General features: G+C 72.5%; 16 protein-coding genes. 10 read left to right on the plus strand and 6 right to left on the minus strand.

The window, feature by feature from the left end; translation table 11 throughout:
• Window positions 1–42: 42 nt before the first annotated feature.
• Window positions 43–1,602, minus strand: coding sequence for a DivIVA domain-containing protein (locus ACFU5G_RS19350; protein WP_377248327.1), 1,560 nt, complete (start codon window positions 1,600–1,602; stop codon window positions 43–45).
• A 340-nt stretch (window positions 1,603–1,942) separates the two neighbouring features.
• Between ACFU5G_RS19350 and ACFU5G_RS19355 the strand changes: the two genes are divergently transcribed.
• The 4 genes from ACFU5G_RS19355 (at window position 1,943) to ACFU5G_RS19370 (ending at window position 6,521) form a co-directional block, all read left to right on the plus strand.
• On the plus strand, window positions 1,943–3,421 hold the full coding sequence (locus tag ACFU5G_RS19355; protein WP_377248330.1) for a hypothetical protein: 1,479 nt from the start codon (window positions 1,943–1,945) through the stop codon (window positions 3,419–3,421).
• Entirely contained in the window at window positions 3,418–4,425 is a 1,008-nt protein-coding gene (locus tag ACFU5G_RS19360; protein WP_377248333.1) for a hypothetical protein, read from the plus strand. The genes ACFU5G_RS19355 and ACFU5G_RS19360 overlap by 4 nt, the downstream gene beginning before the upstream one ends.
• 44 nt (window positions 4,426–4,469) lie before the next feature.
• Window positions 4,470–5,492 (plus strand): hypothetical protein, encoded by a 1,023-nt coding sequence (locus ACFU5G_RS19365; RefSeq protein WP_377248336.1) that lies wholly within the window; start codon window positions 4,470–4,472, stop codon window positions 5,490–5,492.
• Between the two features lie 63 nt (window positions 5,493–5,555).
• On the plus strand, window positions 5,556–6,521 hold the full coding sequence (locus ACFU5G_RS19370; RefSeq protein WP_377248339.1) for a co-chaperone YbbN: 966 nt from the start codon (window positions 5,556–5,558) through the stop codon (window positions 6,519–6,521).
• A 141-nt stretch (window positions 6,522–6,662) separates the two neighbouring features.
• On the opposite strand, the gene glgB is transcribed toward ACFU5G_RS19370, so the two are convergent.
• The 4 genes from glgB to ACFU5G_RS19390 all read right to left on the minus strand — a co-directional run bounded on the left by glgB (window position 6,663) and on the right by ACFU5G_RS19390 (window position 14,534).
• Window positions 6,663–9,014 (minus strand): 1,4-alpha-glucan branching protein GlgB, encoded by a 2,352-nt coding sequence (gene glgB, locus ACFU5G_RS19375; RefSeq protein ID WP_377248342.1) that lies wholly within the window; start codon window positions 9,012–9,014, stop codon window positions 6,663–6,665.
• Window positions 9,015–9,079: 65 nt separating this feature from the next.
• A complete protein-coding gene (locus ACFU5G_RS19380; protein WP_377248345.1) occupies window positions 9,080–10,552 on the minus strand; it encodes an aminoglycoside phosphotransferase in 1,473 nt (490 codons plus the stop codon).
• Window positions 10,549–12,333 carry a maltose alpha-D-glucosyltransferase gene (gene treS / locus ACFU5G_RS19385; protein WP_377248369.1) on the minus strand — a complete coding sequence of 595 codons (1,785 nt, stop codon included), beginning with the start codon at window positions 12,331–12,333 and terminating at the stop codon, window positions 10,549–10,551. The genes ACFU5G_RS19380 and treS overlap by 4 nt, the downstream gene beginning before the upstream one ends.
• Window positions 12,334–12,428: 95 nt before the next feature.
• Window positions 12,429–14,534, minus strand: a complete 2,106-nt coding sequence (locus tag ACFU5G_RS19390; RefSeq protein ID WP_377248348.1) for an alpha-1,4-glucan--maltose-1-phosphate maltosyltransferase — start codon at window positions 14,532–14,534, stop codon at window positions 12,429–12,431.
• A 133-nt stretch (window positions 14,535–14,667) separates the two neighbouring features.
• On the opposite strand from ACFU5G_RS19390, the gene glgP reads away from it, so the two are divergent.
• The 3 genes from glgP to ACFU5G_RS19405 all read left to right on the plus strand — a co-directional run bounded on the left by glgP (window position 14,668) and on the right by ACFU5G_RS19405 (window position 18,741).
• Complete coding sequence (gene glgP, locus ACFU5G_RS19395) at window positions 14,668–17,253, plus strand: alpha-glucan family phosphorylase (RefSeq protein WP_377248351.1); 2,586 nt, start codon at window positions 14,668–14,670, stop codon at window positions 17,251–17,253.
• A 79-nt stretch (window positions 17,254–17,332) separates the two neighbouring features.
• Window positions 17,333–18,538, plus strand: coding sequence for a cytochrome P450 (locus ACFU5G_RS19400; RefSeq protein ID WP_377248354.1), 1,206 nt, complete (start codon window positions 17,333–17,335; stop codon window positions 18,536–18,538).
• Between the two features lie 5 nt (window positions 18,539–18,543).
• Window positions 18,544–18,741 carry a ferredoxin gene (locus ACFU5G_RS19405; protein WP_182619079.1) on the plus strand — a complete coding sequence of 66 codons (198 nt, stop codon included), beginning with the start codon at window positions 18,544–18,546 and terminating at the stop codon, window positions 18,739–18,741.
• Between the two features lie 89 nt (window positions 18,742–18,830).
• Here ACFU5G_RS19405 and ACFU5G_RS19410 read toward each other — a convergent pair whose 3' ends face one another.
• Window positions 18,831–19,133, minus strand: a complete 303-nt coding sequence (locus ACFU5G_RS19410; RefSeq protein WP_377248357.1) for a DUF6725 family protein — start codon at window positions 19,131–19,133, stop codon at window positions 18,831–18,833.
• Window positions 19,134–19,271: 138 nt separating this feature from the next.
• Between ACFU5G_RS19410 and fdxA the strand changes: the two genes are divergently transcribed.
• The 3 genes from fdxA to ACFU5G_RS19425 all read left to right on the plus strand — a co-directional run bounded on the left by fdxA (window position 19,272) and on the right by ACFU5G_RS19425 (window position 22,144).
• The gene (gene fdxA, locus ACFU5G_RS19415) at window positions 19,272–19,589 is read left to right on the plus strand and encodes a ferredoxin (protein ID WP_377248360.1); all 318 of its coding nucleotides are present in this window, start codon (window positions 19,272–19,274) and stop codon (window positions 19,587–19,589) included.
• A gap of 1 nt (window position 19,590) precedes the next feature.
• Window positions 19,591–20,721, plus strand: coding sequence for a succinyldiaminopimelate transaminase (gene dapC / locus ACFU5G_RS19420; protein WP_377248363.1), 1,131 nt, complete (start codon window positions 19,591–19,593; stop codon window positions 20,719–20,721).
• Window positions 20,722–20,836: 115 nt separating this feature from the next.
• A complete protein-coding gene (locus tag ACFU5G_RS19425) occupies window positions 20,837–22,144 on the plus strand; it encodes a citrate synthase (protein WP_377248366.1) in 1,308 nt (435 codons plus the stop codon).
• The last annotated feature ends 57 nt before the right edge of the window (window positions 22,145–22,201 follow it).

Raw genomic sequence — 22,201 nt, forward strand, 5'->3', positions numbered from 1 at the left:
GGTGGTGGATCGCGCCCCGACCTTCGTCAGCGGCTGCTGGGACTACTTCGACGCGCCGGCCTTCTCGGCGACGGGGGCGTCCGCCTCCTCGCTCTCCGCGGGGGAGGACGCCGAGTCGGAGGCGGCCTGGCCGGCCTTCGTGCTGGCCTTGGTGCCCTTGACCGACGGGATCACGACGGTCGCGGTGCCCACGGGCACGGGCGTCGGGTTGCTCGGCGGGATCGACGCCGGCATCGAGGCGTCGGCGTCACCCGAGACATCGGGCTCGGCCTCGGTGCCGTCGCCCACCACGGCGAAGCGCGCCTGCTGCGCGGGGGTGGCCCCCGCCATGCTCGCGGGCTTGGCCGCCGGAGCAGCCGGTGCGGCCGGGGCCCCGGCCGCTGCCGCCGGGGTGCCGAGCATGCCGCGCAGCTCCTCGAGGTAGGAGTTGATCGAGTCGTGCTGGCGCGTGAGGTCCTCGAGCTGGTGCTGAGCGGCGGACCGGCTCGACTCGGCCTCGGCGCGGGCGTCGTCGATCGTCTGCTCGGCGAACTCGCGGGCGTCGGCCACGATGCGGTCCGCGGACTTGCGGGCGTCGGCGACGAGGTCCTTGACGTAGACGTCGGACTCGGAGCGGATCTTTTCCGACTGCTCGAGCGCGACGGCCACGCGCTTCTCGGCCTCGGCCGCGTGCTCCTCGGCCGTGCTGACCAGCTTGGCGGTCTCGGTCTTGGCCGTCTCGTGGCGCTCGGCCAGCTCCTTCTCCACCGCCTCCTTGCGGGTGGCGATGTCCAGCTCGGCCTGGGCGAGCGCCGCGCGGGCCTGCTCGCGCAGGTCCTCCATCTCGGTGGTGACGGCGTTTGACGCCTCGGCTGCCTGGCGGCGGGCCTCGGACAGGATCTGCTCGGACTCGGCGCGGGCGCTGGCGAGCATCGCGGACGAGTCGCGCTCGGCGGTCTCGCGCTGCTCGGTGGTCTCGGCGTTCACCTGGGCGCGGAGCTTGGCGGTGTCCCGCTCGGTGTTGACGCGCAGCTCGGTGGTCTCGCGCTCGACGGTCGACCGCAGGGTGCCGAGCTCGCGCTCCAGGCTGGCCCGGCGCTCGCTCTCCTCCGCGTTGATCGCGCTGGCGATCTGCGCGGACTCGCGCTCGGCGGAGCCCACGAGCTCCTCGGCGCGGCGCTGGGCGGCGAGCAGGTGGCCCTCCGCCTCGGCGGCCATGGTCGTGCGGATCTCCTCGGCCTCGCGGCGAGCGCTGGCGAGCATCTCGGCGACCTCGGACTCGGCGCGCGAGCGCACCTGCCCGCCCGACAGCTTGGCGCGCGCCATGATGTCGGCGGCCTGCTGGTTGGCCTGGTTGATGATGTCGGTCGACTGGTCCTCGGCGGACCGCAGCAGGAGCTCGATGCGCGAACCCAGGCCGGCGTAGGACGGCTTCTCCGTCTCGCGCAGGTTGCGCTTGGCGTCGTTCAGGTCCTGCGTCAGCTGCATGGCGCGGCCGTCAGAGGCCTCGACCTGCCTGCGCGCCTCTTCGAGGGCGTGGTTCAGTCGGTCCAGGTGCGCGTGCACCTGGTCGCGGTCGTAACCACGCATGGCAGTCGGGAAGAGCGAGCGCTCGTCGGACACGGTGCAGACCTCCAGTGTCGGAACTTGGTGAGGCGCGGGTCAGGCTCCCCCCTGGGACGCCGTTTGTACGGCCCGTCCGGCGCCCAGAATACGTGCCTTCTGCGGATGTGGATACTCCGCAGTGGGATGCAATCTACGCAATGCGTGGAATACTGCCCGCTGGCCCGGGACCCCTGCACCGCCGTGGCGGTTCAGGCAGACCTCGGTGAAGGAAGAGTGAGAGTCCCGGCCGAACCTCACAAGCACACCTGTCATTGGACAGTGCTCTGAGTTCGGTCCCTATGCTGGAACATCCACCTGATCGACGGGCTCGCGCCCTATATTTCGAAGGGAATCGGTGGTGCAAAGGTTTTTGGCGATCCTCCTGATCCTGGTCGGCCTCGGCGGGATCGGATTCGGGATCGCGACGGCAACCGTCCTGCGCGATTCCGACACTGTTGTCGCGACCGCGACCCCCAGCGGCGACGGAACCATGGTCGTGACCGAGCCCGGCGTCCTGGGCCTCGTCGACGACCAGGTGACCGTGAAAGCCACTGTCCCCGAGGGACAGAAGGTCACGCTCGCACTCGGGTCCGACGTCGACGTGCTCGGCTGGGTCGGCAGCGACCCCTACGACTCGGTGACCGGCCTGTCCTCGTGGGAGACGCTGAGCGTCGCCCCGGGCACGCCCACCACCACTGACGACGAAGAGTCCGCCGAGCCGGCCGAGAAGCCGGCCAGCGGCCCGGACCCCGCCGGCTCCGACATGTGGATCACCGAGGTCAGCGGCGAGGGCTCGGTCCAGATGCGCTGGACCGAGCAGCCCGGCCGCGTCGTGCTGCTGGCCGCGGGCGTCGGCAAGGGCGCCGAGGCGCCCACGCTCCAGCTCACCTGGCCCCGGCCCGTCAACACCCCGTACCTGTGGCCGGGCGTGCTCGGCGGCGGCTTCGCCCTGATCCTCGGCGTCTTTATGCTGCTCGGTGCCCGCCGCGGCAAGAAGCGCGGCGGCAAGAAGGACGCTCCGTCCGCGGTCCGTACCCGCCAGTCGGGCTCCGAGCTGCCGCGCCGCGACGCGGTCTTCGGGGTGGACGGCGACGAGCGGGACCAGCACCCAGAAGAGCCGCGCGGCGGGTTCCCGCCCGCCCTCGGCGCGCCCGACGGCGGCACGGCGGCCTTCCCGCCGGCGGCCCCGGAGCGGCCGGGCCGCGGTCGCCCCGAGCGGGGCACGCCGCTGCCGGGCCGGCCCGAGCCGGGTACGCCCGAGCCCGGTGCGTCCCAGCCGGGTGCGTCCCAGCCAGGTGCGTCCCAGCCCCAGGAGGACCGCACGCAGGCCTGGGGGGCGCCCGCGTCCGCGCCCGCCCCCTTCGGCGGTGCGGCACCGATCACGCCCGCCCCGGCTCCCGAGCCGGCACCCGCGCCCGAGCCGGCACCCGCGCCCGAGCCGGCCGCCGCCCCGGCGGCGTCCATCCGCGGGATCCGCCGCAGCCGCCGCAGCCAGGCCCCGGGTGCTCCCGCGGCGGCTCCGGCACAGGCTCAGCCGACGACGCCCCCGTCGTTCGGCGGCGCCGTCCCCGAGCACACGCAGCCGGCTCCTGGCCGCCCCGCGGCACCGGCACCCGCCGAGGCCGCGCCCGCGCCGTCGGGCAAGCCGATGACCCGGCGCGAGATGCGCATGCGCGAGCAGGCGCAGCGCCGGGCGGCGACCGGCGCCATGCCGGCCGTACCCGCAGCAGAACCGCAGCCCGAACCCGAGCCCGAGCAGGAGACGCCCAGCAGCCGTGCTGCCGCGTGGCGTCAGACCTGGGGGGTCACGGGGAACGACGACGGAGGTAACAGATGAGACGGACCACGACCCGATCCATGGCCGTGGTAGCGACCGTGCTGGCAACCGGCCTGCTGGCCGGCTGCGCCGAGGAGCTCCCCGTCCCCAAGCCCGAGGCGCCGGTCGCGGCGGCCGTCGTGACGCAGGCCCAGGAGCGCAAGATCCTGGACAAGGTGTCCGGCGTCGTCGACGGCGTGACCAAGGCGAAGGAGGCGGACTCGCTGGGCGAGCGCCTGTCCGGGCCCGCGCTCAAGATCCGTGAGACCCAGCTCAAGGTGGCCGGCGCCCGCAAGGACGACGAGCCGCTGACGGACCTCAACATGGAGATGCAGCAGGTCATCCTGCCGTCCGACCAGGAGTGGCCGCGCAGCAGCTTCGCCATCACGGTGCAGCCCAAGGACCTCACCACGCCGGTGCTCATGGCGTTCAACCAGGGCGAGGCCCGCGAGCAGTACAAGCTGTGGGGCTGGGTCCGTCTGCTGCCGGGCGTGACCATGCCGCAGTTCGCGGAGGCCGACCTGGGCAGCGCCGCGGTGGGGGCGGACGACGAGAGTCTCAAGGAGACGCCCGAGACCGTCATCAAGCAGTACGCCTCCGTGCTGACGGTCGACAAGGACTCGAAGTACGCCGGCAACTTCGCCGACGACGACCTGCGCCAGTTCTTCCGGGACTACGGCAAGCTGCAGGTCGAGGCGATCAACAAGGAGGACTGCAAGGGCGCCTTCAAGGTCGAGTACGAGCCCACCAAGGACCCGGTCAAGTCGGTCCGGACCGCGGACGGTGGGGCTCTCGTGATGGCGGCGATGATCAGCAAGGAGACCATCACCGCCAAGGAGGAGGGCTGCGAGATCGGCCCGCCGACCAAGACGACCCAGGCCCTGTGGGGCGACGCCGACCCGACCAACGTGGTGGAGATCAACTACGAGGACATGGTGGCCATGTACGTGCCGCCGAAGGACTCGGAGGACCAGATCAGCCTGGTCGGCTACGAGCACGTGCCGTCGTCGGTCTCGAACGGCTGACGCTTTCGCTGACCTCACCGTCAGCCCTGGCTAAGGTGGCCTCCGTGAATTCACGGAGGCCACCTTTTGCGCGTTCCGGGCTCGTCGCGCCCGCCGCCCTCGCCGTCACGTCACTCCTGCTCACGGGGTGTACCACCGAGCTCCCCGTCCCGGTCGCCGATGCCCCGGTGGTCGCGGCGGTCGTCAGCGAGACCCAGGAGCGCAAGATCCTGGAGCAGGTGACGGCGGTCGTCGACGGCGCGAAGGGCGACGAGGGCTCGAAGGCGCTGGAGGAACGGCTCTCCGGTCCGGCGCTCGAGCTGCGCCGGGCCGAGATGCGGATCGCCGCGGCCGGCGACGAGAAGGCACTGGCCGGCCTGTCGCTGGCCGGCCGGCAGCTGATCCTGCCGTCCGAGCAGGGCTGGCCGCGCAGCAGCTTCGTCATCACGGAGCAGCCCGACAAGAAGACCACGCCGCTCCTCGCGGCGTTCGAGCAGCCCTCGCCCCGGGACCAGTACAAGATGTGGGGCTTCGTCTACCTCGCGCCCGGGGTGACCATGCCGCAGTTCGCGGAGGCGAAGCTGGGCAGCCCGGCCGTCGCGGCGGACGACACGAGCCTCAAGATCTCGCCGCAGGACGTCGCGCAGCAGTACGCGTCGGTCCTGAGCATCGACGACCGGTCGAAGTACGCCGAGAACTTCGGCGACGACGACCTGCGGCAGTACCTGCGCAACACCGGTGAGAGCTACCTCGCGGCGATCAAGAAGGAGGACAAGGAGGCCAAGGGCACCTTCGAGGTCGGCTACGAGCCGACGAAGGACCCGGTCAAGGCGGTCCGCACGGCCGACGGGGGCGCCGTGGTGCTGGCGGCGCTGGTGAGCCAGGAGACCCTGCAGGCGGAGAAGGGATGGCGCCTGACGCCGAGCACGCCGTCGGCCAAGGCGCTGTGGGGCAACGCCAAGGGCACCGCGGTGATGAAGGTCGTCTACCGCGACCTGGTCGCGCTGTACGTGCCGCCCGCCGACTCGTCGGACCAGGTCACCCTGCTGGGCTTCCACCGCGTGCCCACCTCGGTCTCGAACAAGTGACCCGCTGATCGCCCAGAGCGGAGTCGACGGGTATCGATCGCGTGGTTCATTAGGATTGCCCCCATGAGCAGTACCTCCCCTCAGCCCGGCCCCGCCCGGAGCCCGCAGCCCGAGTTCGCGGTGCGCGGCGCCGTCGACCTGTCCGCCCTCAACCGTCCCCAGGCGCCGCCGCCCGGGCAGCCAGGCGGCGCACCCGAAGCCGGCGGGTTCGTGGTGGACGTGAGCGAGGCGAACTTCGAGCAGCTCGTCCGCGACTCGGCCACCTACCCGGTGGTGATCCTGCTGTGGATCCCGACCGACCAGGCGAACGCCGAGCTGGGCGCCACCATGGGCCGCCTCGCGCAGGAGTACGCCGGCCGGTTCCTGCTGGGCCGCGTGGACGCGCAGGCCAACCCGCAGGTCGCCGCCGCGTTCCAGGTGCAGGGCGTGCCCACCGTCGTCGCCGTGCTGCAGGGCCAGCCCCTGCCCCTGTTCCAGGGCGGTGCGGACGAGCAGCAGATCCGCGGCGTGCTCGACCAGGTGCTGGCCGCCGCCGAGCAGAACGGCGTCACCGGCCTGGCCCCGGGCGGCGCCGCCCCCACGGGTGACGAGCCCGAGCCCGAGCCGGAGCAGCCGCTGCCCCCGCTGCACCAGGAGGCGTACGACGCGATCGAGCGCGACGACCTCGCGGGTGCCGCCGCGGCCTACGAGAAGGCCCTGCGCCAGGACCCGAAGGACGCCGACGCCACGGCCGGCCTCGCCCAGGTGCACCTCATGCAGCGCACCCACGACTCCGACCTCGCGGCCGTGCGGCAGGCCGCCGCGGCGGCGCCGTCCGACGTCGACGCGGCGCTCGCCGTCGCCGACATGGACATGCTGGGCGGCAAGGTGGACGACGCGTTCGCGCGCCTGCTCGACCTCCTGACCGAGACGGACGCCGACGGCAAGGAGAAGATCCGGGTGCGGCTCCTGGAGCTCTTCGAGGTGGCCGGCACCACGGACCCGCGCGTCAGCAAGGCCCGCAAGCGTCTGGCGATCAGCCTGTACTGAGCGGGTACGCCGGCCGGCCGCGTCGGCCGCGTCGGCAGTCCGGTTCGCTGATCACCTTCGAGGCCTAAGTTTCTTCGCTTTGAGCCAGCTCAGAGCGAAGAAGCTTAGGCCTCGAAAGTGATCGCGGTACCTCGGGAAGGGCTACTCCGGGACCAGGACCAGCGCGCCCAGCGGCGGGATGCGCATCGCCGCCGACCAGTTGCGGCCGTGGTGCGGGACCGGCTCGGCCTGGACGCTGCCCATGTTGCCCACACCGGAGCCGCCGTAGACCGTCGCGTCGGTGTTGAGCACCTCGCGCCACACCGGGCCCGATCCGGCCGCGACGGTGTCGACCAGCGGTCCCGTCGCGGCGAGCCCCGGCCGGACCGTCGTCTCGACCGGCTCGGCGGGCGGGAGGGTCTCGACAGGCTCGACCCGCGATCCCGGCTCGCTCCCCGCCGAGCCCCCGGCCCGAGGCACGTCCGGCAGCGGCAGCCGGTAGCCCTCGTGCGGCACACCCGCGAAGTTCACGACCACCACCACCGGGTCCCCGGAGCGCGACCGGCGCACGTAGGCGAGCACGTTGTGGTCGGCGTCGTCGGACTCCAGCCACTCGAAGCCCGCCGGGTCGAAGTCCAGCTCCCACAGCGCGGGCGTCGCGCGGTACAGCGCGTTCAGGTCCCGGACCAGGTGCTGCACGCCCGAGTGCCCGGCGTCGCCGAGCAGGTCCCAGCGCAGGCCCTCGGACTCGGCCCACTCCGTGTCCTGCGCGAACTCGCAGCCCATGAACAGCAGCTGCTTGCCGGGATGGCTCCACTGGTAGGCCAGGAACGAGCGGACCCCGGCGAGCTGCTGCCACCGGTCGCCGGGCATCTTGCGCAGCAGCGAGCCCTTGCCGTGCACCACCTCGTCGTGGCTGATCGGCAGCACGAACTGCTCGGTGAACGCGTACACCAGCGAGAACGTGAGCTCGCCGTGGTGGTAGCGCCGGTTGTACGGGTCCTCCGCGAGGTAGCGCAGGGTGTCGTTCATCCAGCCCATGTTCCACTTCAGGCCGAAGCCCAGCCCGCCGCTCGACGTCGGCCCGGTGACCTGCGGGAACGCCGTCGACTCCTCGGCGATCATCATGACGCCCGGGGTGCGCCGGTAGGCGGTCGCGTTCGCCTCCTGGAGGAACGCGATGGCCTCCAGGTTCTCCCGGCCGCCGTGCACGTTGGGCGTCCACTCGCCGTCCTTGCGCGAGTAGTCGAGGTAGAGCATGGAGGCGACGGCGTCCACGCGCAGGGCGTCGACGTGGAACTCCTCGAACCAGTACGTGGCGTTGGCGACCAGGAAGTTGCGCACCTCGCGGCGGCCGAAGTCGAAGATCAGCGTGCCCCAGTCCTGCTGCTCGCCGCGCCGCGGGTCCGGGTGCTCGTACAGGGGCGTGCCGTCGAACCGGGCCAGGGCGAACTCGTCGCGGGGGAAGTGCGCGGGCACCCAGTCCAGCACGATGCCGACGCCGGCCTGGTGCAGCCGGTCCACGAGGTACCGGAAGTCGTCGGGCGAGCCGAACCGCGACGTCGGCGCGTAGTAGCTCGTGACCTGGTAGCCCCACGACCCGCCGTACGGGTGCTCCGCGACCGGCATGAGCTCCACGTGCGTGAAGCCCTGCTCGACGACGTAGTCGGTGAGCTGCTCGGCGAGCTCCCGGTAGCCGAGGCCCGGACGCCAGGAGCCCAGGTGCACCTCGTACACGCTCAGCGGCGCGGAGTGCGGGTCCGTGGCGGACCGGGCGGCGAGCCACGCGTCGTCCTGCCACTCGTACGTCGAGGTGGTGACGACGCTCGCGGTCGCGGGCGGCTGCTCCGTCGCCTTGGCGAGCGGGTCGGCCTTGGCGCGCCAGACGCCGTCGGCCCCCAGGATCTCGAACTTGTAGCGCAGGCCCGGGCCGACGTCGGGGACGAACAGCTCCCAGACACCCGTGTGGCCGAGCGACCGCATCGGGTGCGTGCCGCCCCAGCCGTTGTGGTCGCCCACGAGCCGCACGCCGCGCGCGTTCGGGGCCCACACGGCGAAGGCGACGCCGGCGATGTCGCCGCCTGCGCTCGGGTACCGGTGCGGGTTCGCGCCGAGCACCTGCCAGAGCTGCTCGTGCCGCCCCTCGCCGATCAGGTGCAGATCCACCTCGCCCAGGGTGGGCAGGAACCGGTACGGGTCGTCGGAGGTCCAGGTGTCCGTGCCGGACCGGGTGCGGATGCGGTAGTCGGGGGCGTGCCGCGACCCGTCCGCCTCCTCGGCCGCCGGGACGACGGCGGCCCAGACGCCCGCCCCCTGGTGGGTCGCCTCGACCTCCGCGCCGCCGTCGGCGCTCGCCATGACGACGACCACCTCGTCGGCGAGCGGACGCAGGGCACGGACCACGGTCCAGGGCCCGTCGAGGAGGTGGGGGCCGAGCACGGTGTGCGGGTCGTGGTGGGTTCCGGACGCGACGGCGGTCAGCGCCTCGAGGTCGACGTCGGGCAGGTCTGCCATGGGTTTACCTTTCCACGTCCGGAGCGTGGCGTGCGACACGTACCCGGGGCGCGCCGACACCCAGGTCACGTGCTCAGCACGCGCTCCACCGCGGCGAGCGGGATGTGCATCCACGCCGGGCGGTGCCGGAACTCGTAGACCACCTCGTACAGGGCCTTGTCCACGGTCAGGGCGCGCAGCAGGAGCTCGGCGGTGCCGACGTCGAGCACGGTGCCGGACGTCGCCACCTCCTCCGCCGCGAGCGGCGTCGCGTGGTCCTCGCCGCTGGCCTGCCGGTACCCCTCGAGAAAGCTGATCTGGGCGTGCGACACCCACTGCGGGTCCGTCGCGTGGCCGACGGCGGCGGCGTAGTCCAGCGACCGGAGCAACCCGGCGACGTCACGCAGCGGCAGGTCGGGGGCGGTGCGCTCGGAGACGGGGCGCTGCGGCTCGCCCTCGAAGTCGAGCACCTTCCAGCCGTCCGGTGACCAGAGGGCCTGGCCCAGGTGCAGGTCGCCGTGGATCGCCTGCAGCGCCACGACCCCGCCGCCGTCCACGACCGCCGACAGGCGCGCGCTCAGGGAGTCGTACAGCGCGGTGACGCCCGCGCGGTGCGGGGCCAGGGCGGGGACGTCCGCGAAGGCCTCGGCGGCCCGGCGGCGCAGCACGCCCATGAAGCCCGCGGGCTCGAGCGCAGGGCCGGGGCCCAGCGTCTCGCGCAGGGCGGTGTGCAGGTGCGCGACGACGGCGCCCAGCTCCAGCGCGCGCTCCCCGAAGTCCTCGTCCCGCGCCGCGTAGGCGCAGGCCAGCTCGAACCCGTCGGTCGCCTCGTGCACGAGCTCGGAGAGCACGGCGAGGTGCGCGCGGGCCGGTGCCTCACCCGCCGCCCCAGGAGCCCCAGGAGCCCCGGGACCGTCAGCCGGCAGCTCGACCGACCCCAGGTAGCGCGGCACGCCGTCCCACCCGGCCTGGGTCAGGGCCGCCGGGATGACGACGTCGGGGTGCGGGCCGAGCGCCACGGTCCGCAGGATCTTCAGCATCCCGCCGCGGCCCGTCGAGTGCGGCAGGGCGGGCAGCACCACGGAGGTGTTCGACTGCTCGCCGGAGATGCGCCGCGCCCCGGCGAGCTCGGCGCAGTCCTCCGGCTCGCACGTGCCGGGCAGCGCTGCCGTGAAGTAGGCGTGCCACGCGGCCGGGTGCACCCCGCCGTCGTGCACGGTCACAGTGCCCGAGGCCGTGGTGACGGTACCGATCAGCCCGGCCGCCTCGGTCTCGGCCGTGTCGGCCTCCGGCTCGGCCGTCGGGGTCAGCACCAGCGGGACCTGGATCACCAGCGACTCGTCGCCCGCCGCCAGCCCGGGGCCCGCCAGCCGCAGGAGCGCGACGACGACGTCGGCGACGCCGCCGAACGTGACCGTGAGCCACGGCTGGTGCGTGACGCCCTCGGCCGGCACGGGGTACCAGCGCTGCTCGGGCAGCCACCGGTCCAGGAGCCGCAGCACCTCGGGGGAGAGGTGCGCGGCTCCGGGGGAGACGTGGACGGGGGGCGCCGGGCTCACACCGCTCGCGCCTGCCCTGCCGTGTCGTCCGGCGCGGCCGGTGCCCCGGCGGGCGCTGGCGGGGCCAGCACCAGCCAGTAGAAGTCGCGTGCGCCCCAGGTCATCGTCAGGATGCCGTCGTCGCCCACGCTCGGGAACCCGGCGCCGCCGAACACGTCGGTGAGCGTCCAGCCCGCGTAGCCCGGGAGCTTGATCGTCGAGGACCGGGCGGTCGCCGAGAGGTTCGCGGCGATCAGCAGCGTCTCCTCGGACGAGGAGCGCGTGAACGCCAGCACCGATTCGTCGTCGCAGTCCAGCGCCGTGAAGTCGCCCGTGCCGAACGTGGGGTGCAGCCGTCGGAACGCCAGCATGTTGTGCATCCAGTGCAGCAGCGACGTCGGCTGCGCGAGCTGGGCCTCGACGTTGGTGTGCTGGTAGTGGTGCACCAGCGACTGGACCAGCGGCAGGTACAGCTTGCCCGGGTCGGCGGTGGAGAAGCCGGCGTTGCGGTCCGGCGTCCACTGCATCGGGGTGCGCACCGCGTCGCGGTCGGGCAGCCAGATGTTGTCGCCCATGCCGATCTCGTCGCCGTAGTAGAGGCACGGCGTGCCCGGCATCGACAGGAGCAGGGCGTTGGCCAGCTCGATCTCCTTGCGGGAGTTGTCCAGCAGCGGCGCGAGCCGCCGTCGGATGCCGACGTTCGCGCGCATCCGGGGGTCGGGGGCGTACCAGCCGTACATGCTGGCGCGCTCCTCGGTGGACACCATCTCGAGGGTGAGCTCGTCGTGGTTGCGCAGGAACGTGCTCCACTGCCCGCTCGCGGGGATCGCGGGGGTGTCCGCGAGGATCTCCAGGAGCTGGCGGGCCCGCTGGTCGCGGATCGCGTAGAAGATGCGCGGCATCACCGGGAAGTGGAAGCACATGTGGCACTCGGGGTCGTCGTCCGTGCCGAAGTACTCCACGACGTCCGCGGGCCACTGGTTGGCCTCGGCCAGCATGATGCGGCCCGGGAACTCGGTGTCGATCATCTGCCGCACCCGGCGCAGGAACGCGTGCGTCTCGGGCAGGTTCTCGCAGTTGGTGCCCTCGGACTCGAACAGGTACGGCACGGCGTCGAGCCGGAACCCGTCCACCCCGAGCTGCAGCCAGAACCGGCCGACGTCGAGCATGGCCTCGACGACGCGCGGGTTCTCGAAGTTGAGGTCGGGCTGGTGGCTGAAGAACCGGTGCCAGAAGTACTGCCGCCGCACCGGGTCGAACGTCCAGTTCGAGGTCTCGGTGTCCACGAAGATGATCCGGGCGTCCTGGTACTGCGTGGCGTCGTCGCTCCACACGTAGAAGTCGCCGTACGGGCCGTCCGGGTCGGCGCGGGACGCCTGGAACCACGGGTGGGCGTCGCTGGTGTGGTTCATGACCAGGTCGATCACCACGCGGATGCCGCGCTCGTGCGCGGCGGCGACCAGGTCGCTGAAGTCCGAGATGGTGCCGAACTGCGGCGAGACCGCGGTGAAGTCGGCGACGTCGTACCCGCCGTCACGCAGCGGGGACGGGAAGAAGGGCGGCAGCCACAGGCAGTCGACGCCGAGCCACTCCAGGTAGTCGAGGCGCTCGACGAGGCCCCGCAGGTCGCCGGTCCCGTTGTCGCCCGAGTCGGAGAACGACCGGATCATGACCTCGTAGAAGACGGCCTTCTTGTACCACTCGGGGTCGTCGACGAGCCCCTTGCGCCGGGCGTCGAGGCGCGGCTGCCGCCGCGGCGGCAGCGCCTGGACGGGCACCGGGACCGACGGCGGGTTGGGCATGGGCGGGCGTTCCGGCGCGGCCGGCCGCTCCGGCGTCGGCTGTGCGGGATATCCCTCCGGCGGCCCGACGGCGGGGCCACCCGGCCCGAACGTCGTCATGCGGGGCCCACCTGCAGCACGTGGGCCACCCGGACCTGCGGGTCGAGGCGCACCCAGGGATGAGCTCCCCAGCCGTAGGTCTCGCCCGACAGGAGGTCGTGCGCGACGTAGAACGGGGCGTTGTCGTCGCCGTCGGGGGCGCTGAGGCCGAGGGCGGAGAGATCCAGGTGCACTACAGACTCCTGCACGTTCCGGGGGTCCAGGTTCAGCACGACCACGATCACGTCGTCGTGCCGCGGGGCACGCCGATCGTTACCCCCTGCTCTCATGGTGCGGCCCGCCGCCGCCCCTGTCGCGCGCGACGCGTGATCGGCCGAGATCCGGCGCGAGTACGCGACCACCTGGTCGTTCGTGGTCGGGTGCACGGTCAGGTTGCGCAGCTGGCCCAGGGCCGGGTGCGTGCGGCGGATCGCGTTCAGCTCACCGAGCAGGAGGGCGATCCCGTACTCGTCGGCACGCGCCCAGTCGCGCGGCCGGTACTCGTACTTCTCGTTGTCGATCTGCTCCTCGACGCCCGGGCGGGGCACGTTCTCCACCAGCTCGTAGCCGGAGTAGATGCCCCACGTGGGCGAGCCCGTGGCCGCCAGCACCGCGCGCACGGCGAACGCCGAGACGCCGCCCTCGATCAGGTAGGGCGGCAGGATGTCGTGGGTGGTGGGCCAGAACGACGGGCGCAGCACCGAGCCCTGCGGCCCGCTCACCTCCGCCAGGTACTCCTCGACCTCCTCCTTGGTGTTGCGCCAGGTGAAGTAGGTGTACGACTGGTGGAAGCCGATCCGGGCCAGCGTCTGCATCATCGCGGGCTTGGTGAACGCCTCCGACAGGAAGATGACCTCCGGGTTCGTCGCGTGCACCTCCGCCAGCAGCCACTCCCAGAAGTCGAGCGGCTTGGTGTGCGGGTTGTCGACGCGGAACAGGGTGACGCCCCGGTCGATCCACGTTCGGATCACGCCGAGCACCGCCGCGTACAGGCCGTCGGGGTCGGTGTCGAAGCTGAGCGGGTAGATGTCCTGGTACTTCTTGGGCGGGTTCTCCGCGTACGCGATCGACCCGTCCGCGCGCACCACGAACCACTCCGGGTGCTCGGTGACCCACGGGTGGTCGGGGGAGCACTGCAGCGCGATGTCGAGCGCCACCTCCAGGCCCACGGCGCGCGCGGCGCCCACGAAGTCGCGGAAGTCCGCCTCCGTGCCCAGGTCCGGGTGGATCGCGTCGTGCCCGCCGTCCGCCGACCCGATGGCGTAGGGGCTGCCCGGGTCGCCGGGCGCTGCCTCCAGCGTGTTGTTGCGGCCCTTGCGGAACGTGGTGCCGATGGGCGAGACCGGCGTCAGGTAGACCACGTCGAAGCCCATGGCCGCGATGGCCGGCAGCCGCCTGGCCGCCGTCGCGAACGTGCCCGACACCCACGTGCCGTCCTTCTTCTGGTAGGCGCCCTCCGACCGGGGGAACATCTCGTACCAGGACCCCGCCAGCGCCAGGCGCCGCGAGACCCGCAGCGGGTAGGCCTCCGACGCCGAGACCAGCTCGCGCAGCGGCGCGCGGCGCAGGGCGTCGGTGACCTCGGGCGCCGTCGCCGCCGCGAACCGCGCCTGCGCCGGACGGCGGGCGTCGGCCAGCGCCTTGGCGGCGGCCGTCAGCACCCGCGCGTCGCGCGCCGTCCGGCCTGCCGCGACGAGCTGGTCGCCCGGCACCAGGCGGCAGATCCGGTCGAACAGCCGCACGCCCTCGGCGAGCATCAGGTCCGTGTCGATGTCCGCGGCGATCTTGATCCCGGCGTCGTGCACCCACGTCGCGTACGGGTCCGACCACGCCTCGACGCGGAAGGTCCAGTCGCCCTCGGCGTCGGGCTGCAGCTCGCCCAGGAAGTGGTCCAGGCCGGGCGCGACGTCGGTCATGGGCGCCCACGAGTGGTCCGACCCATCGGGGGCGACCAGCACGGCCGTCGCGGACACGGCGTCGTGCCCCTCGCGGAAGACCGTGGCCTCCACGGGGACCACCTCGCCGACCACCGCCTTCGCAGGCCAGCGGCCCCCTTCGACGACAGGGGCGACCTCGAGGACGGGGATGCGGCCGATCCGGCCGGGAGTCGTGTGCGGGCTCACCGGAACACGCTATCGACCGGTTCGGGTCACTCGCCTGCGGGGCGCGCCGAGGTCCGGTGAACGTCGTCGGACGGGTCGGTGAAGCCCGCGGCAACAGGTGTGCTCGCCCGGACAAGTGCGTAGTGTTCTGCCGGTGAGAGCGATCCGCAGATTCACCGTCCGCACGGTCCTCCCCGAGCAGCTCGCGGCGCTCGACGAGCTGGCCCAGAACCTCCGTTGGTCCTGGCACGCGCCGACACGCGAGCTGTTCGCGAGCATCGACCCCGACCTCTGGTCCGACGTCCGCGGCGACCCCGTCGCCCTGCTCGCCGCGCTCGGCTCCGAACGCCTCGCGGCGCTCGCGGCCGACGAGGAGTTCACGGGGCGGGTGCGGGCGGCGGCCGACGACCTGCACCACTACCTGCGCGACTCGCGCTGGTACCAGGGCCGCACCACGACGGCCGGCGGCGAGCTGCCGCGCGCGATCGCCTACTTCTCGCCGGAGTTCGGCATCACCTCGGTGCTGCCGCAGTACTCGGGCGGCCTCGGCATCCTGGCGGGCGACCACCTCAAGAGCGCGTCCGACATGGGCGTGCCCATCGTGGGCGTGGGCCTGCTGTACGGCGCCGGCTACTTCCGGCAGTCGCTCACGCGCGACGCCTGGCAGGTGGAGACCTACCCGCTGCTCGACCCGGACGGCCTGCCGCTCGCGGTGCTGCGCGAGGACGACGGCACGCCCGCCGTCATCTCGCTCGCCCTGCCCGGCGGGCGCAGCCTGCACGCGCACGTGTGGGTTGCGGCCGTGGGCCGGGTGCCGCTGCTGCTGCTCGACTCGAACGTGCCCGAGAACGACGACGCGGCCCGCAAGGTGACCGACCGCCTGTACGGCGGCGGCGGCGAGCACCGCCTGCAGCAGGAGCTCCTGCTCGGCGTGGGCGGCGTGCGTGCGCTGCGCGCCTGGTCGCGGCTGACCGGCGCGCCGGAGCCGGAGGTCTACCACACCAACGAGGGGCACGCCGGGTTCCTCGGCGTCGAGCGCATCCGCGAGCTCGTCGGCTCCGGGCTCAGCGTGGGCGAGGCCCACGAGGCCGTGCGCGCGGCGACCGTCTTCACCACGCACACGCCGGTCCCGGCCGGCATCGACCGGTTCCCCAAGGAACTGGTCAGCGCGTACTTCGGCGGCGACAACACGATGCCCGGCGTGCCGGTCGAGACCGTGCTCGCCCTCGGCGCGGAGGACTACGACGGCGGCGACCCCACCGTCTTCAACATGGCGGTGATGGGCCTGCGGCTCGGCGGCCGGGCGAACGGCGTCTCGCTGCTGCACGGCCAGGTCTCCCGCGAGATGTTCGAGGGTCTGTGGCCCGGCTTCGACTCGCGCGAGGTGCCCATCACCTCGGTCACCAACGGCGTGCACTCGCCCACCTGGGTGGCGCCGCGGCTGGCCGCCGTGGAGGCCGAGCGGATGGGCCTGGACGAGATCACCGCGCCCGAGGCGTCGGGCGGCTGGCTCGACCCGGGCAAGGTGTCCGACGCCGAGCTGTGGGCCCTGCGCGGCGAGATGCGCGCCGAGCTCGTGGCCGAGGCCCGGCGGCGGGTGCGCAAGTCCTGGCGCGAGCGCGGGGCGTCCCCGGCCGAGCTCGGCTGGGTCGACGACGTGCTGTCGCCCGACGTGCTCACCATCGGCTTCGCCCGCCGCGTGCCCACCTACAAGCGGCTCACGCTCATGCTGCGCGACACCGAGCGGCTCAAAGCGCTCCTGCTGCACCCGGAGCGGCCGGTGCAGCTCATCGTGGCCGGCAAGTCGCACCCGGCCGACGACTCCGGCAAGCGGCTGATCCAGCAGCTCGTCCGGTTCGCCGACGACCCCGAGGTGCGCCACCGCATCGTGTTCCTGCCGAACTACGACATCGGTATGGCGCAGTCGCTGTACCCGGGCTGCGACGTCTGGCTGAACAACCCGCTGCGGCCGCTGGAGGCGTCCGGCACCTCTGGCATGAAGTCGGCGCTCAACGGCGGCCTGAACCTCTCCATCGAGGACGGCTGGTGGGCCGAGTGGTACGACGGCGAGAACGGCTGGGGCATCCCCACGGCCGACGGCGTCGAGGACGCCGACCGCCGTGACGACCTGGAGGCCGCCGCCCTGTACGACCTGGTGGAGTCCCAGGTGGCGCCCGCCTTCTACGGCCGGTCCGCCGACGGCGTGCCGAGCCGCTGGCTGGAGATGGTGCGGCACACGCTGGCCACCCTCGGCCCGAAGGTGCAGGCCACGCGCATGGTCGGCGAGTACGTGCACGGGCTGTACGCCCCGGCGGCCGAGGCCGGGCGGCTGCTCGCCGCCGACGGGTTCGCCGCGGCCAAGGACCTCGCGGGCTGGAAGGCCCACGTGCGCGCCTCGTGGCCGCAGGTGCGCGTGGACCACGTCGAGTCGGCGGGCATCGGCGAGGCGGTGCGGGTCGGCGACCGGCTGACGGTGCGCGCCTACGTCTCGCTCGGGCCGCTCTCGCCCGAGGACGTGGACGTCCAGGTGGTGCACGGCCGGGTCACCGAGGCCGACGTCATCGACGAGTTCACGGCCGAGCCGCTCGCCCTCGTGGAGTCCTACGAGGCGGGGCGGCACGCGTTCGGCGGCGAGGTGGACCTGGACACGTCCGGGCCGTTCGGCTACACGGTGCGGATCGTGCCGCGGCACCGGCACCTGGCGAGCGTCGCGGAGCTGGGCCTGGTCGCCAACGCCTGAGAACCGGACACCCTTGTCCGATTCACCCGGACCGGTATTGGATGGGCGGGAACACCCCCTCAGCCAACCGGAGGACAAGATGTCTGACCTGCTCGATTACCCCATCCCGTCGGATCGCGCGATCGAGCCGCCACCGGAGTGGGAGGAGCTGCGCCAGCAGTGTCCTGTGGCCAAGGTGCGCCTCGCCAGCGGCGGCGAGGCCACCTTGCTCACCCGGTACGACGACGTCCGCGGCATGCTCACCGACGGCCGGTTCGGCCGCGTCATCCCGTCCGGCGGCACGGGCGTGGGCTCCCAGGACGACGGCGGCACGTTCAGCAACGACCCGACCGGGGTCATGGCCGACGAGGAGCAGCACCAGGCCTGGCGGCGGCTGGTCAACGCGACCTTCACCGCCAAGCGGGTGCAGGCGCTGGCCCCCGGCATCACGGCCCGGGCCGAGCAGCTCATCGACGACATGCTGGCCGCCGGCGGCCCGGCCGACCTGGTGCCGGCGCTCGCGTTCCCGCTGCCCGTCTGGGTCATCTGCGAGCTGCTGGGTGTGCCGGAGGACCAGCGCGAGCGGTTCCCGTACTGGTCGGACACGGCGCTGAGCACCACCCGGTACACCCAGGAGGAGATCTCGGCGGCGCGCCAGGAGTTCGGCGCGTACATGGCGGCCCTGGTCGAGGCCAAGCGGGCGCAGCCGGGCGACGACCTCATCTCCGAGCTGATCGCGCTCGTGGACCAGAACGACCCGCGGCTGACGGCGCAGACCGTGATCGGCACCAGCATGGCGCTGCTCGTGGCCGGCCACGAGACCACCGCGAGCCACATCGCCAAGATGATGGCGCTGTTCCTGGGCGACCGCTCCCGGTGGGAGCAGCTCGTCGCCGACCCCTCGCTGGTGCGCAGCGCGGTCGAGGAGTCGCTCCGGTTCGACCCCAACGCCGGCTTCGGCATGGTGCGCTGGGTGGACGAGGAGATCAAGATCGCCGGGGAGACCGTCCCCGCGGGCACGACCGTGGTGTGCAGCCTGGCGGCGGCGAACCGCGACGAGGGCACCTTCGAGGGCGCGGCCGAGATGGACCTGGGCCGCCGTCCGAACCCCCACCTCTCGTTCGGCGCGGGCGCCTACTCGTGCCTCGGCCAGTCCCTGGCCCGCACCGAGCTGCAGATCGTGCTCGCCGCGCTGGTGCGCAAGGTGCCGAGCCTCGCGCTGGCGGTGGACGTCGAGTCGGTGCCGCGCAAGGAGGGCCTGCTGGTGGCCGGATTCGACGAACTGCCCGTCAAGTGGGAAGAGTGACCCCTATGAAGATCAACGTGGACCGTGACGCCTGCTGCGGCGCCGGCCAGTGCGTCCTGCTCGCACCCGACGTGTTCGACCAGGACGAGGAGGGCATCGTCGTGCTGCTCGACGAGCGCCCGGCTCCCGAGCAGGACTTCGCGGTGCAGGAGGCCGTGAGCATGTGCCCCACGGGCGTCATCTGGGTGGACCAGAACGCCTGACCCCCCTCCCCCTCCCTAGCCCGCCGAGTTCGGTCGGTTGCGTTGAGATCGGTCACCTGACCGACCGATCTCGATGCGACCGACCGATCTCACTGCTGCGGCCTGCGTGCCGGGCGTGCCGGACGCGGCGGGATCGGCTTGGCGGCCTCGATCTGCGCGGCCGGCACCGTGACCTCTTTCGGCTCGCCGCGGCCGGGTGCCGGGTCGGTGCGCAGCCGCAGGCCGGCGTCCGAGACCTCGACGACGTGGCCGATCAGGTCCGTCCAGCGGTGCGCCGTGCCGCCGTCGGACACGACCGGGCCGGCCGGCGTGAGCCGCCGCCGGACCACCACGCGGGTGCCGGGGCGCAGGCCCCGCCACCCTCCGGGCGCGGCCGGTGTAGCGAATGTCACGTCTCTTCTCCTTCCGCTGCGTGAGACCGGTGGGATCAAGGGGGTGTCCCGGGAGATACTAGGATCGCCCCGCCGGGCCGGTCCCGCGGTCGGCATCGTGCATGATCCTCAGTCCGGAAGTGGAAGGACACCCTCCAAGTGACCTACGTGATCGCTCAGCCGTGCGTCGACGTCAAGGACCGGGCGTGCATCGAGGAGTGTCCCGTGGACTGCATCTACGAGGGCAGCCGCTCCCTGTACATCCACCCGGACGAGTGCGTGGACTGCGGCGCCTGCGAGCCGGTCTGCCCGGTCGAGGCCATCTACTACGAGGACGACGTCCCCGACGAGTGGAAGGACTACTACCGCGCGAACGTGGAGTTCTTCGACAGCCTGGGCTCGCCGGGCGGCGCCGCGAAGATGGGCGTCATCGAGAAGGACGACCCGATGATCGCGGCCCTTCCGCCCCAGGCCTGACGTGGGCCTGCGCGACCTCTCGGACCTGCCCTTCGCCTGGGACTCGATCGACGGCATCTCCGCCACGGCGAAGGCGCACCCGGGCGGGCTGATCGACCTGTCCATGGGCACGCCCGTGGACCCGACGCCCGAGGTCGTGCGGAAGGCCCTCGAGGCCGCGTCGAACGCGCCGGGCTACCCGATGACCGCGGGCACCCCGGCCCTGCGCCGGGCCGTGGCGGACTGGTTCGCCCGGCGCCGCGGCGTGCCGGGCCTCGACCCCGCGGCCGTGGTCCCGACCATCGGCTCCAAGGAGCTCGTCGGGCTGCTGCCCTCCCTGCTGCACCTGGGTCCCGGTGACGTGGTGGTGCACCCCGCCGTGGCCTACCCCACCTACCTCGCGGGCATCCGCGCGGCCGGCGCCACGCCGCTGGCCACGGACGACGTCGCCGACTGGGCCGGCCGGGACGACGTCAAGATGGTCTGGGTCAACAGCCCGGGCAACCCCACCGGCCGCGTGCTCGACGCCGCGGCGCTGCGCGCCGTGGTCGACGCCGCGCGCGCGATCGGCGCCGTCGTCGTCTCCGACGAGTGCTACGCGGAGCTGGTGTGGGATTTCCCCTATGACGCCGCGACGGGCACCGGCGGCGTGCCCTCGATCCTGGACCCGAGCGTGTGCGGCGGGTCCCACGAGGGGCTGCTGGCCGCGTACTCCCTGTCCAAGCAGTCGAGCATCGCGGGCTACCGGGCCGCGTTCCTCGCGGGCGACGCCGCCCTGGTCGCGGACCTCACGCAGACCCGCAAGCACCTGGGCCTGATCGTGCCCGCGCCGGTGCAGGCCGCGATGACGGCCGCCATGTCGGACGACGCGCACGTCGCCGCGCAGCGCGAGGCCTACGGCGCCCGGCGCCGGGCGCTGGCCGCCGCGGTCACCGAGGCGGGGTTCGTCATCGACGAGTCGGCCGCCGGCCTGTACCTCTGGGTGGCGGCCCCGGACGGGCGGCCGGGCCTGGCGGTGGCGGAGTGGTTCGCCGACCGCGGGATCCTCACCGCACCGGGTCATCTGTACGGCGACGGCACCCACACGCGCGTGGCGCTGACCTCGACTGACGCACAGATTGCCGATGCTGTGACACGCATCACGCAGCCTTGACCGATGGATTGGAAAAACTAGAGCAGGGCGCGATACTGTCGTGCCCCAGGTCGACGCTGTCCCGACACCTTTCTTTCACAGCAGCGTCCCTCGTGCGCCACTCAGGAAGGAAGACATGACCTCCACACCGCTGGACGGCTCGAGCCGCGTCGAGCTCGCCGTCGACGGAACCACTCACACCCTGCCTGTCGTCGCCGCCAGCGAGGGCAACGACGGCATCGTCGTGTCGTCGCTGCTCAAGGACACGGGTCTGGTCACGGTCGACCCCGGGTTCATGAACACGGCGTCGTGCGAGTCCTCGATCACCTACATCGACGGCGACGCCGGCATCCTGCGCTACCGCGGCTACCCGATCGACCAGCTCGCCGACGGCTCGGGCTTCCTCGAGGTGGCCTACCTGCTCATCTACGGCGAGCTGCCGAGCACCTCGGAGCTGGACGCGTTCACCGAGCGCGTCAACCGGCACACCCTGGTGCACGAGGACTTCCGCACGTTCATGGGAACGTTCCCGCGCAACGCGCACCCGATGGCCGTGCTGGCCTCCGCGGTGAACGCGCTGTCCACGTTCTACCCGGAGTCGCTCGACCCGGCGGACGACGAGCAGGTGGACCTGGCCACCGTGCTGCTGCTGGCCAAGACCCGCACCATCACGTCCTACCTGCACCGGCGCCGCGTGGGCGAGCCGCTGCTGTACCCGGACTACTCGCGCGGCTACGTCGAGGACTTCCTGCGGATGACGTTCGCGACGCCGTACGAGGCCTACGAGGCCGACCCGGTGATCGTGGACGCGCTGGAGAAGCTCCTCGTGCTGCACGCCGACCACGAGCAGAACTGCTCCACGTCCACCGTGCGCGTCGTCGGCTCCTCCAACGCGACCCTGTACGCATCAGTGGCCGCGGGCGTGAACGCTCTGTCGGGTCCCGCGCACGGCGGCGCCAACGAGGCGGTGCTCACCATGCTGGAGAAGATCCGGTCGGGTGGCGAGACCGTCGAGACCTTTATGGAGAAGGTCAAGAACAAGCAGGACGGCGTGCGCCTGATGGGCTTCGGCCACCGCGTGTACAAGTCCTACGACCCGCGCGCCGCGATCGTGAAGAAGTCGGCGGACGAGGTGCTCGACAAGCTCGGCGCCAAGGACGAGCTGCTCGACATCGCGCGCGGCCTGGAGGAGATCGCCCTCTCGGACGACTACTTCGTGGAGCGCAAGCTCTACCCGAACGTCGACTTCTACACGGGCCTCATCTACAAGGCCATGGGCTTCGAGCCGGCCATGTTCACGCCGCTGTTCGCGCTGGGCCGCATGCCCGGCTGGATCGCCCAGTGGCGCGAGATGATCAAGGACCCGCAGACCAAGATCGGGCGCCCGCGCCAGGTCTACACCGGCGCCACCGAGCGCCCGTACGTCCCGGCGTCGCAGCGCTGAGCCTGGGGTAAGCCTTCCAGTTCGGTCGGTTGCTCTGGGATCGGTCAGTTAACTGAC

Origin of the sequence: Promicromonospora sp. NPDC057488, from assembly GCF_042802395.1 — a bacterium.
In the GTDB taxonomy this organism is placed as follows: Bacteria; Actinomycetota; Actinomycetes; order Actinomycetales; family Cellulomonadaceae; genus Promicromonospora.